Annotated in this window: 12 protein-coding genes and 4 pseudogenes; 1 reads left to right on the forward strand and 15 read right to left on the reverse strand. The window is 59.2% G+C overall.

The annotated features are described in order from the left end of the window. Window positions 1-6: 6 nt before the first annotated feature. From NKI10_RS23815 to NKI10_RS23885, 15 genes and pseudogenes are all read right to left on the reverse strand, one after another. Entirely contained in the window at window positions 7-189 is a 183-nt protein-coding gene (locus tag NKI10_RS23815) for a S8 family serine peptidase (protein ID WP_352862134.1), read from the reverse strand. Then, entirely contained in the window at window positions 153-1499 is a 1347-nt protein-coding gene (locus tag NKI10_RS23820) for a S8 family peptidase (RefSeq protein WP_352862135.1), read from the reverse strand. Before NKI10_RS23820 ends, NKI10_RS23815 begins: the two co-directional genes overlap by 37 nt. Window positions 1500-1710: 211 nt before the next feature. Next, window positions 1711-2733 (reverse strand): hypothetical protein, encoded by a 1023-nt coding sequence (locus NKI10_RS23825; RefSeq protein ID WP_352862136.1) that lies wholly within the window; start codon window positions 2731-2733, stop codon window positions 1711-1713. Window positions 2734-2751: 18 nt separating this feature from the next. Next, on the reverse strand, window positions 2752-3093 hold the full coding sequence (locus NKI10_RS23830) for a hypothetical protein (RefSeq protein WP_050588946.1): 342 nt from the start codon (window positions 3091-3093) through the stop codon (window positions 2752-2754). A gap of 209 nt (window positions 3094-3302) precedes the next feature. Further along, window positions 3303-3506, reverse strand: a complete 204-nt coding sequence (locus NKI10_RS23835; RefSeq protein ID WP_023806595.1) for a hypothetical protein — start codon at window positions 3504-3506, stop codon at window positions 3303-3305. A gap of 24 nt (window positions 3507-3530) precedes the next feature. Next, a complete protein-coding gene (locus NKI10_RS23840; RefSeq protein ID WP_023806594.1) occupies window positions 3531-4190 on the reverse strand; it encodes an acyl-homoserine-lactone synthase in 660 nt (219 codons plus the stop codon). An 84-nt stretch (window positions 4191-4274) separates the two neighbouring features. After that, window positions 4275-4997 (reverse strand): LuxR family transcriptional regulator, encoded by a 723-nt coding sequence (locus tag NKI10_RS23845; RefSeq protein ID WP_023806593.1) that lies wholly within the window; start codon window positions 4995-4997, stop codon window positions 4275-4277. A 406-nt stretch (window positions 4998-5403) separates the two neighbouring features. After that, window positions 5404-5769 (reverse strand): annotated as a pseudogene (locus tag NKI10_RS23850) (DUF3363 domain-containing protein); the annotation flags it as partial. Then, a pseudogene (locus NKI10_RS23855) lies at window positions 5770-6710 on the reverse strand (IS481 family transposase); the annotation flags it as partial. 57 nt (window positions 6711-6767) lie between these two features. Continuing rightward, window positions 6768-7865 (reverse strand): annotated as a pseudogene (locus NKI10_RS23860) (DUF3363 domain-containing protein); the annotation flags it as partial. Between the two features lie 554 nt (window positions 7866-8419). Then, window positions 8420-9488, reverse strand: a pseudogene (locus tag NKI10_RS23865) (IS110 family RNA-guided transposase). A 312-nt stretch (window positions 9489-9800) separates the two neighbouring features. Continuing rightward, on the reverse strand, window positions 9801-11324 hold the full coding sequence (locus NKI10_RS23870) for an SAVED domain-containing protein (protein ID WP_023806714.1): 1524 nt from the start codon (window positions 11322-11324) through the stop codon (window positions 9801-9803). 25 nt (window positions 11325-11349) lie between these two features. Continuing rightward, entirely contained in the window at window positions 11350-12288 is a 939-nt protein-coding gene (locus NKI10_RS23875; RefSeq protein ID WP_023806713.1) for an AAA family ATPase, read from the reverse strand. Beyond that, window positions 12285-12800 (reverse strand): HORMA-1 domain-containing protein, encoded by a 516-nt coding sequence (locus NKI10_RS23880; protein WP_023806712.1) that lies wholly within the window; start codon window positions 12798-12800, stop codon window positions 12285-12287. The genes NKI10_RS23875 and NKI10_RS23880 overlap by 4 nt, the downstream gene beginning before the upstream one ends. Window positions 12801-12806: 6 nt before the next feature. Next, entirely contained in the window at window positions 12807-13772 is a 966-nt protein-coding gene (locus NKI10_RS23885) for a CBASS oligonucleotide cyclase (RefSeq protein WP_023806711.1), read from the reverse strand. Between the two features lie 106 nt (window positions 13773-13878). Between NKI10_RS23885 and NKI10_RS23890 the strand changes: the two genes are divergently transcribed. Next, the gene (locus NKI10_RS23890) at window positions 13879-14790 is read left to right on the forward strand and encodes a BrxR family helix-turn-helix transcriptional regulator (protein WP_023806710.1); all 912 of its coding nucleotides are present in this window, start codon (window positions 13879-13881) and stop codon (window positions 14788-14790) included. Window positions 14791-15147: the final 357 nt, after the last annotated feature.

A 15147-nucleotide genomic window follows, 5' to 3' on the forward strand; every position in this document is an offset into this window, starting at 1 on the left:
CCGTTGCTAACTAAGCAATTTTGCCAAGTTCAGCCGGCCGGCGCCATAGTCGGGATGGAATGCAGCACCACCCATACCAGGCACAAGATCAGCCGAGTTCATCAACGCAGTTCTCACGTCATGCCCAGGCATCTTACCCTTGTTCGCGAGCACTAGCGCCGCCGCTGCCGCAACGTGCGGGCTGGCCATGGACGTTCCCTGCCAGGAGGCGTAGTTCGTGTCCCGCGACTTCGGCGCCCCCGGATCGATGTTCCATCTGGTCTTGTCGCCGCTACGAAGCCCGTCTGACCAGGATAGGTCGGTAGCGTTGACCAGATGCCAACGCCAGGAGCGGCGATTGAGATGTGCCCCCCTCTGTTCGAAAAATCGGCGACCCTGTCATTAATTGTCGTCGCACCAACGCCGATCACACCTGGTATTGCTGCAGGGTAGGAAATTGGACTACCCAAACTGCGTTCATTTCCCATGGCTGCAACAACCGTCACACCGTCGGCCACCAACAGGTCGAACAACTGCCTTTCCTGCGGGTCAGGTTCACCCGGCCCACCGATGCTTAGATTGACGACATCAACTTTCGCGTCCAGGCACTCGCTTAGCGCACGACGATACATCACAGGATCCACATAATAGACGTACTCGTCTGGTCCTAGCAGCACCCGAAGGAGATCCGGCTCGTCATCAAAGATCTTCCAAGCCAGCAGTGCACAAGAGGCAATACCGCGTACTCCGAAAACGTTATCGAAATTTGCACAGATCGTTCCAGCGACATGAGTACCGTGTCCAATCACATCTTCGGGACCGGATGGCGCGGATACGCCTGCATAGCTATGCACATAACCAGCTATCCGACCAACCAAATCCGGATGCTGTTCGTCAATTCCAGTATCAAGAACGGCCACCTTTATTTTCATTGCATCCTGGAAACCAGGCAATCCCCGCGCTTCGCTCCAACCAATCCGCGCCAGGTTCCACATATCGCCGGCGGGAGGAATTGCCGCCGGCGTCGCACCTGTAACCTTGCTCCGGCGAGGGCGACGAACTGAGGCGTAGCGGACGGGGACGCGCGCGGCAAATGTGACATCCGGGTCGTTAGCAAGCTCGTCACGTAAGCGATTTTCGTCGCCCTCCGAGTCCAGCTCAACAATGCAAACACCCGCGTTTGCATCCTTGCTGCGTTTCTGGCTCGCGGTGGCGCCAAGCGTTGCAGCAACACGGCCCCCGCCCCCGCCGTATCTTGCTTGGGAACCGGCTATGGTTGCAGCCGAGCTAGCTAGAACCGGAACCAACCCGTCCCCTGGGCTCGCCGACGACAACGGGATAACCCGCTTGATCATGCCTCGCCGCGAAAGCCCCACCATCGCCGAAATGGCCGGGGAATCAAGCGACGCGGCAACGACACCCGGGGTCGCTCCCGGCCAGAACCGACCCATTGACGGTTGAAGACCCACGACGAGCATACCTTTGTGATACTCCGGCAATCCACGAACCGAAAACGACATGATGGTCACGTCCTCCGAACTGTTGTCGCGTGGGATAGCTGGTTTCAATCGGCGATGCTTCACCGCCCCGGATTCCAGCGCTACTTGCGGGAATTTGCGCGCCGTAGGGCGAAAACGAAATCCTGCTGAAAGAACTGCAGATCTCCATTGGCATCGACGAACATATTTGTCTGGTCGGCGACCGGCAGCGACGTGTCATGTCCAGGAGGCCCTATGGGGTGAGCCCCTGGCCTGCTCCGTCTACACCAAAGAAGAACGGCATTTCATCTCGTACGTCATCAACTTTGGTTCGAATGGCCGCGTGGGCATGACAGCTAATGCAGGAAGAATGCTCAAAACCGCCCTCTATTATCGGATCAGAAAGGATATTTGGGCGTCCCATTGAATCGACGAAATCCGATTCGACACCGCTGAGTTCATAGTTCTGCCAAACCGTTCCATTGAGAGCAGCCGGTCGACCAACAGGATCAGGTTGTGGAAATGCTGGCGTTGGCCCGTCAACTTGTCGGAACGAGGTCCAGAACCAGTTCGGAACCTCTTTAGTAAGAATATGCAACGCGGCGAGACCCCAGAGCACACCGTTCTCGTCGCGGTGCGTGTAATAACGACCAGAGATCTCAGGCTTCTCCTCGGCCACAGCAAATTTCCTCCACGAGGCTTTCACCTCAATCGACTCAAGTGGAAATGACATCTTCTGCGCCGCGGCCAACATGGCCTGCATGAATTCTTCTTGTCCCTCGACGGAATAGAGTCCGTTGTCACGGATAAAATCGAATGTTGGCTTGTTCATTCGTGTTTCGTTGGTCGGCTCGCCGGGATCGAGCTGAATGCCGATGCCGTTCTTGCCTTTCAACAGCTCCGCGACCAAGACCGACGATTTTGGCGGATCAACAATCTTCGCAGTATTGCTGGGCGGCGTCTCCCATGTCTCAGGTTTCGTGGCTGGGTCCAAGAACACTTCGGTCCGGGCTAATTTCCACGTCTCCCAGACCACCTGCCCGGCATCGCCGATCTTCTTCGAAGGATCAGCAATTCCACGCCCTTGGGAAAGGTCGGCGGGATGATTGACTGCCAAGAAAAGATCCCAGGCGTGCTTGTGAGGCTGATTGATTGCATCTGCAGGATTGGGCCGCAGTACAGGGGCTCCACTCTGCCCTTGTAAGGACGCTGGAAAGATTGTGCTGAGGACTAAAAGTGCAGCGGCACAGCCGCTCATGCGTGCAATCAAGTTCATTTTCGTTTTCCTCCTGGATCAGGCTGGCGCTCCAGCCTCAAGCCATGCACGAACACGATCGATCTGATCCTGAGAAACAACGGGGCGCCCCGCTGGCATTCTCCTGAACGTTGCTCCGGCAACTCCAACGTCGCGCCCGAAAGGCTGGCGCGCTTCGAGCGCCTTGACAAGGTTTGACTCTACCGGGTCAAACCCATTGCCCACCTTGGACGGCGCAATCAGTGCCACGCTGCCAAATACCTTGTATGCGACAAATTCATCGCGCGTCAGCGTACGCCAGAAATTCTTATGTGCGCCAATGTCATCTGATGACACAGCGCCCTCGAGGATGCCTACTATATCCGCATATCTATCAATCATCACATAGATCCGAGAGCGCACAGCGAATAACACTTTTTCAGCGAAAACCTGCTTACGCTGCTGTGTTTTTCTAACCTAAATTCATCATGGGTAAATACGCATACTCTGATAAACTTTGTCTAGATTATTTCTTGTTGGGACAGCCTTTCTCGGGGTCAGGTTTTTAATTAGGCGGCCTTCAGAAGATTCCCTGCTGGCACGTATCTACATCATCCGGTTATGTTGCGGCAAGTTACTGCCACCGGCTCCGGGCTGGCTTGCGTGATGTTGTAGAGTTTGTCGCCTGCTTTCATCATGACGCAGCCCGCCTCAACACTGGCTTGCGCATCCGGAGGCTGTGACCTGCAGGCCTGTGTGCCGGATGCAAGCCCAACGACGATAGTTGCAGCGATGAAGATGGCCTCCGTTCTCATGCTTTCTCCTGATGCCGATTGTTACTATGCAGGCACGCGCAGCAGGTTCTTGCTGCTTTCGAGGAATGGCCGTTGAATGCCGCGACGAACCAGCAGCGAATGGCCTATGCCCAGGATCTTCCGAACACTTGCCAGTGCCGCCTCATTCACTTCTATATAGGCGACAATGTACCACTCACCGCTTTCTTCCCTCGCCATGCCCATCGGCTCGGCCCGCCATTTGAGCGCGCCGTGGTGGGGCATGAAGTAGGTTTCCTGGATGCCGCCAACGGCGCTGAGACCCTCATCGAGTGCGTATTCCATCACCGCGCAGCACAGCTGAGTCAGCGTGCCCCGCAGACCGGTCGAGCGTTTGTCGGGCACGACGAAAGTGCGTGTCCATTCGGCCCAATCGGGACGCCTGGGCACGCCCGATTTTTCGCACATGTGAGAAAAGACCTCCGAGACCATGTGCGGCTCGCTCGTTGGAATCAATCGAGCCGAGGTCACCACGCGACCGTCTTCGATACCCAGCAGATAGGTTGCCGCTTCCGTATCGAACTGGTCCAACTCGCGACCATCCGGGCTCGCAGGTCGCCAATGTTTCTGGTGCACGAAAAAGTCGTGCCGCCGGCGCAAAAACTCTTCGAATTCGTTTTCGTAAAGATGTTTGTTATGCGCGTTGACGACATGCGCAGCTATCATTGCGCGATCCCCCGATCGTTCTTCGGGGGAATAGTTGCAGTCTCGCTAAAGTACGTCACCTGTCCGATCGGACAGTTGACACGTTCAGGGATGGATTAGACGCCTGCGAACTGCTTCGACGACGGCTTGCGTGGTCGAAGCGACGCCAAAAGCCTCACGGGCCCGCGTAGCGTGCCATTTGACAGTGCGCTCCGTCACGCCAAGGATCTGGGATGTTTCCGACGAAGTCTTGCCTGCCGCAGCCCACAAAAGCACCTCCTTTTCGCGATCCGACAGCATACCTTCATCGCCGTCGTCGTCATTTGACAGAGCCTGGATCGACATGCCGGCGTATACCGCCATCGTCACCAGTTGCACCTGCTGTCGCGGAGAGAGCGTGCAGGACTTGGCAGAGGAGGCGAATGACAAGACAGACTGCCAATGATGGACGCTGAGCATTGGCACGGCAAAACCGCTCAGGATGCCGAACTCTGTCGCTTCGCTTGCAACGCGTCGCGAACCTTCCGTATCGGACCATTTGGCGGGGACGTCGGCCCAAAGGAACGGCTTCAGGGTTTTCGCCGAGTATATGCAGACGCCATCAACGGCGGCATGCTCGGCCTCGACATAACGTTGGAACCAGCCTGCGGGCCAGCCATTCAGTTCAACCATCGGCGCCAGCTTTTGCCCTCCAAGTGGCACACCACTCAGGATGAGATGTTCGAAGCCGAGATTTCTGACCGTTTCAAGAAGATCATTTAGCAACGGCCCGGTTGCCGTGTGCTTCCTGCAGCGTTCGACAAAATCAAACACGTCTGAATCAATCATGTCAGCGACACCGCCCACACTCGCTGAAACAAGTATATCGGAAAATTAGAGGCTTGGAATGTATTCTGACAAGCCAGCGCTGGCTCGACAGCGGGCTGAGTGCGGGCCTTGCTTCGATATGGGGAGTTCCCTGCCGGCCTCAAGAATCTAGAGGTGGACGGCGGCCATAAATTCCTCGGTTGAGCGGGTTAGGACGCTTGCTGAAACTGCAACCGACTCCGCAGTTCTTGGCGCACCTCTGTGCGATGCAAGGCCAAGGCTCTCGCCGCGCCGTGGAGGACGAGGCCACAAAGGCCAAGGCCTTCCCGTATTATCTCGTATGGTTCCGCCTCCACTCACATCAATGCGTGCTTTGCACCAGAAACCGACATTTCCGGCGAGGCTCCTGAACTGACAACATTGCCCTTCGCCCACAATGCGTGGATGCCAGAGTTGGCCGACTGTCGACCGTCGGGGCTCCTAGCTGATCTTCAATCCATTGCTCGGCGCGCCTGTTCAAGGCTTCGCGGACCTCGGCGCCGAAGCCACCTTCGGCCACGGCGACAGGCTCGCGAGCGATCGCCTGGCGGTCGAGCCAGGTCGCACCCAATGCGCCAACTTGTTCATTCACACCAAGATCGGAGCGCACTGCCAGCACTGCCCGGCGTTGACCGCGAGCATCATCGAATTTGCGCAACTCGACAATCGATCCCGGTGCGCTGTCGCCAGTGGCTTCCAGATCGGGAAGCTTGATGTGATGGGTGCGCCCGTCGCTGCCATCGACCACGGCATAGGTGTTTAGTCCCGGCATCTGCTGGATAGGATCGAGCGTGAATCGTTTTGGCTCTTTTGTCCAGATTTTGCAGATGAACTCTTATGGCGTGAGGCCCTTCAGGATCTTTAGCCTGCGTCCGAAATTGTAGGCGCTGATGAAGTCGGCGAGATGGGCTTCGAGCTGCTGGTGGCTGTCGTAGTGGAAGCGTCGGACGGTGGCTTCCTTGATGGTACGGTTCATCCTTTCGACCTGTCCGTTGGTCCAGGATGCTTCACCTTGGTCGTGCGATGCTCGATGCCGTCTTCCCGGCAGGTGCGCCCGAAGATGTGCTCCATGGCCGTGCGGTCCTGCTCGCGGTTTGTGAACTGGATGTCGGTGAGGGACGTGTGGATTTTGTAGGGAACCGCCGGGATGAGGTGGCGCAAGAGCTCGGCTGCGATCATCTTGGTGGCCCACTTTTGCAGTTCGACATAGGCGAACTTGCTCGTCTGATCGATGGCCACGAAGAGCTACAGCTTGCCTTCAGCCGTCTGCACCTCGGCGACGTCGATATGGAAGTAGCCGATTGGATAGGCCTTGAACTTCTTCCTTGCCGGCTTGTCGCCCTCGACATCCGGCAACCTGCCTATCCCGTGACGCCGCAGGCACCGATGCAAGGATGACCGCGACAGATGCGGGATCGTCGGTTGGAGAGCATAGAGGCAATCGTCCAGTGGCAGCAGCGTATAACGCCGAAAGGCGACGATGACCGCCTCTTCCTCAGTCGATAGCACTGTCGACTTCGGATCTCTGGGGCCAGTCGGAAGATCGGCGGCCGACGTCCGGTTCCTCCACTTCCTAACCGTCTTCTGATTGATGCCGTAGCGCTTCGCCAGCGCTCTCAGGCTCTCTTGACTATTTTGTATTGCTCGACGGACTGCCTCTGTCGTCGTGGTGCTGTCGTGTAGAACCTGGCCCATAGTGCCTCCTTCCATTCGAAAGAAAACAATGCACCATCAAAGCTCGGGATCAAACACATAGGCTGCGCCACTCAACTCGTCGTCAAGCCCGCGTTCGATCAGACGGCCGATGATGGGCGCGTTAAGACTTTCCGCCGCCAGAACGCAACTCGTTGATCCGCGCTCGACGCTTGAGCACCCAGCGCACGGTTCATGCGCTTGATGATGTCGCCACGCTCGCCGAGTTCGCGCAGTGTGACCTCGGCTTTGTCCTCAATCACCCATTGGCCAGGCCCGATCTGATCGGCCAGACCAAAGGTTTCGAGCTTGCGCAGACGGCCGATCTTCAGCGCGTGATAGTCGTCCGGTCGGCTATGAGGACGGGGGGCTAGATCGATGACACCGGTCTCGCGGCTGTCGCGAAGCAGTTGGCGATCGAGTTGCGTCCAACGTTCGGACTGGATCTGTCTTTCGAGCGAGCGGCGGATGTCGAGATCGCTGCGCGGCCCCAGTTCCTGGGTGATCCGGTCGCGAGCCCGGTCGCGCATTCCTTCCTTGATGTAGTCGCGCGAGATGATGACCAGGTACTGGCCGTCGTCGCGCACACCGCGTACGATCAGATGGACAGGCGGATGCTCGGTGTTCCAGTGATCGACGGCGACCCAGTCGAGCCGTGTTGCGAGATCCTTCTCCATCTGCCCGGCCAGATCTCGGGTGAAGGATTTCAGGTCCGGCATTTCAAGGGCGTCGTCTGGCGAGACGATAAAGCGGAAGTGATGCCGGTCGTACTGGGTCGTGAGGCGAAGGCCTCTCCATCGGTATTCTCGGTCCCCGACCCGAACAGCCGCGCCCTATCCCCGTCCCGGGTCACGCCGTTGCGCCGCAGATACATGAGATGTGCACCAAGCGGGGTAGCGCGCACGGAATGACGAACGACGCGGGCCTTGATAACGGCGCCGCGCGAACGCGAGGTAATGAAGCGATTGGCCTGGATGCTGGCGCGCTGACCGTGACCAAACCGAGAGCGATTGCCGTGAAAAATCCGGCCCGAGCGCGAATGCCGCCCCCTGCTTTTTTCGCCGCCGCCAATGCCTGTGCGATAAACGGCCGGACCTGCTGGGCACGGGTCGAGCGAATGCGACCGGGCCGAATGCGAAACTCGCGCTCATCGTCCATGGCGCGATCTTGCAATGTGGGAAAGAGAACGCAGATACAACGGCTTGGGCGTTCCGCACACATTGCGCTGCTGTCTTGCAATGTGCCAACGCACCAGAAAATCCAGCAATAACAACCACAAAACCGAGGCGCAATGTGCGCCCTTTTATCTTGCCATCTCAATCGGTTGTGTTTTGCGATACTTTGTAACCATCGTCGTCCATCCTTACATCTACGATAATATGCGAATCTATTCTCTGCGCTACGATTCCGCTTTTGACCGTTGAGTTCCGATACGCCGTGCAATCTTCCGCGCTCTGCGACGGTGTGGTTCGGCTGCATGGTTGCAGCGCTCGAACCGTCGTGGCGCATTTTTCCATCGGAGTGACGGAGCAGCGTCACAGGCAATCCGGCGCGGTTCGGCCGACTGTTCGTCAGCGCGGCCGCAGGCAAGATAACGTGCGTTTCGTCGCTCCTGGTCTGCATCGGTTCTCATCCGCCGGGGCGGATCTCGTTGTGTCAGATGGCGTCTGTTAGCGTGAGGGCGCCATGCGTTTCAACCGCCGTCGCGCCGCTCATCGATGCGCTCCGAGCAGGCGCCGATCCTTGATGTGGGCGCGTTGCGCGGCGTCGGCCTCGCCCGCAGCCGGATCGCCGACATAGAACGTGCCGTCGCTCAGATCGCATGCATGATCACCACCAGCTTGCGCGCCACCGCGACACAAGCCTTGCGGTGGCAGGAGCGTTTGGCGACCTCCTGGCCCCAAGTCTTGACCTTGTCCCTACCCTTGAAGCGCGTCATCAAACCTGACGCCGCCTCGTAGAGCGCGTGCCGCACGTCCGCGTCACAGGCCTTGGAGATCCATCCCTGAATGTCGATCGTTGAGCTGGACTGCCAGCGCCGCGACGTCAGCCCGAAGTAGGCCGCGACGTCGCGCGAGCGGCGAAAGCGCGACGGATCGTCGATAGCCGTCATGAAGGAAAGTGCCGTCACCGGGCCGCCGCCGAGGATCGCCATGAAGCGTCGACACAGCTCGCTGCGCGCCACCATTTCACAACGAGATCGTGCAGCCGGCATCGCCGCGCGTGCCGACAGCATGGCGTCCATCAGTTTGGCCGACAGCGGATCGTCGGCCACAGCTTGGCGAACCGTCTGCTCGAAAGCGCGCGTCCGACCTTGCCAAGGGGATGCCGAATGCCTTCAGCGAGTGCCCGATGGCGTTCTCCAGGTCGAAAAACTTGGCCTTCAGATTGCGCCGGCTCATCAGCAGAAGCTTCGTCCGGTAGCAGCTCTCTGACTTGATGTAGGCTTGGCGGAACTAGCCGGTGCACATGATGTGGGCGATGCCGAGTCCATCAGCCCTGTCAGTCTTGTTGCGCTGCGCCGACATCGCACCGCGCACGTGCTGCGTCTCCAGGCAGATCGCCGGCAGGCCGAGTTTCTTCAGTTCCGGATGCAGACCGGCGACAGTGATCCTGCCTCGTGGCCAACGCGGCGCAGGCTCGGCAGAAACGGCTTCAGCACCGCAAACAGCGCATCGAGATCCGTGACCGCCGTCGTCACAGTTGCACCACGCCATGATCGTCGACGACGCATAGCGCTCTCTCATCCATCGCCACGTCCAGTCCACAAAAGAGCTCCATCGTTCGCCTCCCGCGTTGCTTCACAGGAGCAGATTTGCCGCCAAGTCGCCGGCGACAGGCGGGAAGGCCGCTAGGCGTTGCGGTCTATTTAGGGTCGGTTTGATATTCACGACTGGGATCATGCCAGAGAATCGGTTGAGGGTGTCTCGTCCTGGCATGACGTCGTCGGCTCTCGAGAGACGCGACCACAATGTCGCGCAGCACAAAGAATAATGGATCAAATCCGCCATAACCGCCGCGCTTCTCCCCGGTGGAGTGCGAGCGCTGCCGCAGGCGCGATGACGATCTTGAGCGGGAGCGGCGCTTCGTCTCCTACGTCACCGTGACCGGCAAGGACAGCGACACTTCGTAGCTACCCCCGCTGTTGCCATCGAAATCAAACTCATAAAGCGTGAGTGGTCCGATAGCGGTCGCGCGCTGGCCCAGGAAGAATGAAAAGGCCCCCGGTACAGCCATGAACAAATGAATCCTTTGCCCCGGCGCAGTGTCACGGAGAGCCTTAATCTTGGCGACCAGAGACTCGGCCAGCTCGAATGCGTGACGGCCGCAGCTGACGGCGCGGGCCCCAGGCGTCGTCGCGATCCGCGCGTCAAGCGTCGCGCGCGCTGCGGGCAGCGACACGGCCGCGTATCTGGACACCGCGGCGGCTACGTCATGAGTGAGACTCACGGTGACGATTATCCCGCCTCCCTCCGGCTTGCCGTCGTGCTCACTGAAGGCCCATCCCGGCCAGGCGTTATCGAGAGGCTGGTCATCAGGAGCCCAGATCGCGCGGCCCGTCGTGCGTTGCTCCAGCTCGATGAGGCGCCCCGATTTGATGTTGAGGACCGAACCTGCCGCGAATGAAAGCGTCAGATGGGCGTCGAGGACAAGCCTGATCCGTTCGCTCTCGCGCGCAGCTTCAAGAAGAAAGGTCTTCAGCGCCGGATACAGCGTCCCCTGCCAGTCCGAGTCCGGCCGTATCTGGCGATCGGCAAAACCCGGCACAAGGTTGAGCACTTTGGAGCAGCGGTCTTCCAGACGGTCGGTTGCATGCTCGAATGACTTGACGCCGTAAACCCGCGGACGCCCCTCGCCGGGCTCGCCGATCAGGCTTTCTTTCTCGCAGTGGCCACGGAAATTCGCGCGCGTGAATTCCAGGCGGCCCTGCGCAGCCCACTGATAGACCACTTCATCATAGATGAAGGCGCTCTCGTTCAGGGGGCTACGTTTCAGCCCCACTGCCCGGAAATGCAAGTCGAGAAGCTCGCGCAGCCCGTCCAGCGATTCCGACGTTTCCGAAAAAGCGAGAGTCCGCGCGAGGATGCGCAGTTCGTCGTCCGTGACACCGAGGTGTTCTCGCCAAAGCTTGCGCACCCGACCCATGCCGCTGTTGTCGGTGGCGGTTCCGAAAAGCATGCCGACACGAAGGGTGTGCGACCGCTCGTTGACGAGCGCGCGCAGCGGGTCGGCGCGATCAATACGCCAGTTGCTAGCGAGCCGGAAGCGCGTGCCCATGCCATCAGGCGCGTGGTCGCGCTGCGCCTTGATGGCGCGCTGCAAATGAGACCGCGCCGTCGCACCGAGAAATGCCGGATCAACCAAGCTGGCATGGCCGTAGCTGTCGGGGCTGACGTGCCATTTGCATTGGACATGTTCCCGGCGTAGCGGGTGCCCTTCCTGATCGAGAAGAGCCGGGTCGTACTCGACCCACATGTCATCAAACCCGTTCGCGCCGCTTTCGAAGCCGACCTTTACGACGGGGCCGTGGGGATCGAGAAGCAGCGCCGCCTTCTGCCAGAAAAGGCGGGCTTGATAGGCCGCTCCATCGCGGGCGACGATAACAGCTTGGGTCAAGACTGGTCCTCCGTAAAAGCTGCGGTCACGTCGTCTTGCCGTCGCGGAAGCGCGGCGTGGCCTTCATGGCCTGCATGATCTCAAGGGCTCGCTCGAACCGGACAGGCCGGTCGGGATAGGCATCGAGTATGAGTGTGGGCAGCAGGCGCTGCGTCAGGTCGGAGAATGTGTAACCAACGGTGTCTTTTTCGCCGCCGGTCAGCTTCACGATCTGATCGATCTGCGCCTTGTTGAAACCCAGCTCTGTCAACGGGTCTTCGATGACGGCGCGGCGCTGCTTGTCGCCGGGCCTGTCGAAATCGAAAATCTCCGCAGCGCGCCGCTGCACGGCCGGGTCAATGGCCGACAAACGGTTGGTGCAAAGAACGACGGCCACCGGCAACTGCTTCTCGGCAAGCCGGTCCACGCCGCGGATAAACGCGTTAACGCCCGCCCGGTCCTCGTGGTGCATCTGGGCGCTTTCACGGCTCTGCGTAACGGCATCGGCCTCATCGACCAGAAAGATGATCCCGCCCGATGCCTTCCCGGACGAACGCTTGAGTTTTTCCGCCGCAAGGAGCGTGGCATCGAAAGCCGCCGACAGCAGCTTCGTCATTTCGCCCACTTTGCCGCTGCCCCTCGTTGCAAGGGACAAGGGGTAGAGCGTGACGCCGATCTTCTCCTGTCGTGCGACCGCGTCGCCGACGGTTTCAGAGAGCGCTGTTTTTCCCGTTCCCACGTCGCCGGCCAGAATGACAAGTGGCGGGCGCCGCTCCAGATAGTCGAGCGCGACGGACGCGCCCTTATGGTGCTTTTCGGCCCACTCGCGCGGCCCGGCAGGATTGACGAGAACGCCGAGAACCTTGGCGAGGCGCGTCTTCGCTTCATCTATGCCGACAAGCCGGGCAAGCCGCCGCGCGGCCCCCATGTCGGGGAAATCGAGACGGCGGTCGAAAAGGTCGTCAATTGAAATGGCGTCGCTCATATCTTCCTCACTGTGCTGCGGCCGAGGCCACGACCGCCGGCAATGTAGTTGAGATCGTCGGTCCAATAACCCGATTCGAGCGGCGGCTCAGTGCCCGACGACCGCTGAAAGGGGCAGGCGTTCTCGATCGCCTGACGTTCGGCGGCGGTCTTGTTCGACCAGTTGCTGTTGTGGACGAGGAAGGACGTGAAGGTGCCGCCGGCGACGTCAAGACGCGGTCTGATCTTGCCCGGATCATCGTCGGAGACAAGGATGCCGCCAGCCAGTGCGCGATAGCGCACGGCGGCCTCGGTCCACTTGCCGTCACGCTTGAAGCCGTATGTCACGGACTCGACGACGTCGTGCCGGAGATACTCGACGATCTCCTTCTCGTAGTTGTCGATCAAGGCCGTCGACGGCACGCCGTTATACAGCGACTGGAACCGCAGCAGGTCGGTGGCAACCTTCGATGCGATCCGCCGGGCATGGGCGATCGTGAAGGCTTCGGTATCGGTGATGGAATAGGAGCTCATACTGCCTCACACATTGAACGTCGGGCCAAAAATCTTCTGCCAGTAGCGCACGGTCTCGCCCTTGGTGATCGCGCGCAGCGCCGAGTCGATCGCGTCACCCGCATCAAGAGCGGCTTCGACGATCTTCTCCTTGTTCTGCTGGGTGTAGAGGGCGCTGACGTTGTTCTTGTTGTTGACAGGGTCCCAGATTCGGACGGGCGCGCCCGTCGCCGCGCAAATTGCCGGGTTGTAGTAATCGGAGAAGGCGATGGCCGTTTCGAAGTCGCCGTTGGCTATGAAGGCGAAGACCTTCCCCAGCGCCGACGGATAGTCGTTCAACGCAAGGCCGCGGTCGGCGAGATAGGCGACGATCAGCTCGATCATGAAGGACTTGAACCGGAAATTTTCGTCCTGCTGCTTGATAAGCTGGCTCCAAAACTTCACGAACCGCACGACCTGCGCGAAATGCTTGTCGTTGGCGGATTTGCGTTTGCGGATGAATTCGAGGTGCATCGGCACGCTCGTCATCAGCTTTTCGCCCGTGTCCTGCGAAACAAGGTCGCCGCGCCACTGCGGATCGCCCGCATAGAGAATGGGGACGATGTCAACTTCGTTGCCGGTGGTGATGAAATGGACCCCGACGGAATAGGTCTTGCGCTTGATCTGCTCGGGTCTGAAGTTCGGGAACGCCGTTTCAAGCTTCTTTGCCAGCCAGTCGATCAGGTCTGAGATTTTGTCCGGGGCCGAGTCGGAAGAAACGTAGCAGCCCACGTCGATATCGCTGATCGACTTCAGCGCCGTGCCCTTGGCGAGGCTTCCGGACAGCATCATCTTGCGCAGTGCAAAGTCAGGGTGGTCTGCCAGATAAGTCTCCAGGCGGTCCCGCAACCGGTTCGCCTGAGCGCGCAAATCCGCCGCATCATCGCGCTTAAGGTTCACCCGTTCGTCGGCAAAACGAACCAGGTCCGCGTGACTTACGTGGTCGCGGCTCATGCTACGCACTCCTCTTAATTGACGATTCTTTATGCTTGGGTTAAGTTACTATACGGATCGTGTTTGGCTGTCAATATAGTTTCTATCCCCATCGGCGAGGCTTGCAATGAATAATGAAGTGACCGGCATCCGGTGGGGCGTCGAACAAAGGCTGGAATTCATAGAATTCCGCCTGTTCTGGGAGGGCGGCGTCCGCCGGAAGGACATCATCGATATGTTCGGCGTGTCGGTGCCGCAGGCGTCCAAGGACTTGACGCTCTATCAAGAACGGGCGCCGGGAAATGTGGACTACGACAAGAGCGCCAAGCGCTATGTCGCGTCGCTCAATTTCAAGCCGAAGTTTTTGCAACCCGATTCGGATGCTTATCTGTCGCGCCTGCGCTCGCTTGCGGAGGGATTGGCGAAGCCAGCGGAATCATGGATCGGCTACCGCCCAGATACGGACATAGCCCTCACTCCGCACCGGGAGGTCGAGCCCATTGGGTTGCGCGCTGTGCTCGATGCCATGCGCGGGGGAAAATCGATAGAGGTACTTTACCAATCCATGAGCGACATCCGGACCGATCCGGTATGGCGGCGGATGTCTCCCCATGCCTTCGGTTATGACGGGTTTCGTTGGCACGCGCGTGCCTACTGCCATATCGATGAAAAATTCAAAGACTTCCTGCTGCCGCGCATTCTTGACGTGCGGTCCCCCGGACCAAGCGGAGCGAGTGGGCAAGACGACGTTCTGTGGCAAGAGCACGTTACAGTGGAGATCACGCCGCATCCGCAGCTGACCGAAAGCCAGAAGGCTGTGGTCGCGAAAGACTACGGCATGCAAGGTGGCAAAGCCGGCCTGTCGGTTCGCTTAGCGATGTTGTTTTACGTCTTAAAAAGACTTGGCTTGCTTCGTGATCCGGAGAATGAGAAGCCACGCGCCCAGCATATTGTTTTGCTCAACAAGGATTATGTGATGGCGGCCCAAAAGCGTGCGGAGTTTTACGATGTCGGTATCACCAGCGCTCCTCTCTCATAGTCAGGGCGGCCCTCGACCTCGGCCCGGATCACGCTCGGATCACTTGTTTCTCAGAGGCTCCCAACTCGGCCCTCCGCCACGAGGCCCGAAGGACCGAGCTACCAAAAAAGCAATTTTAGATCCCACACGTCCTGTGCCGGTGTTCCTGTACGCGGAAGCACCTCACGTTTCGCGATAGTCCCCATCTGACCTGCGAATAGCGCAAAGGTTCCAGGGTACGCCTGCCCGTTCGATCATAACCTGGAATGCTCCACTGGGTATGCCGTTGATCGACCCTACTCTCGAGCGACATGGCCGTCGAAAGTGCGTCAATCGAGCTGCAAGTCTTGACCAGGAAGGCGGCGGACGACCTCGGCA

The organism is Mesorhizobium sp. M0802, assembly GCF_040320115.1.
Taxonomy (GTDB): domain Bacteria; phylum Pseudomonadota; class Alphaproteobacteria; order Rhizobiales; family Rhizobiaceae; genus Mesorhizobium.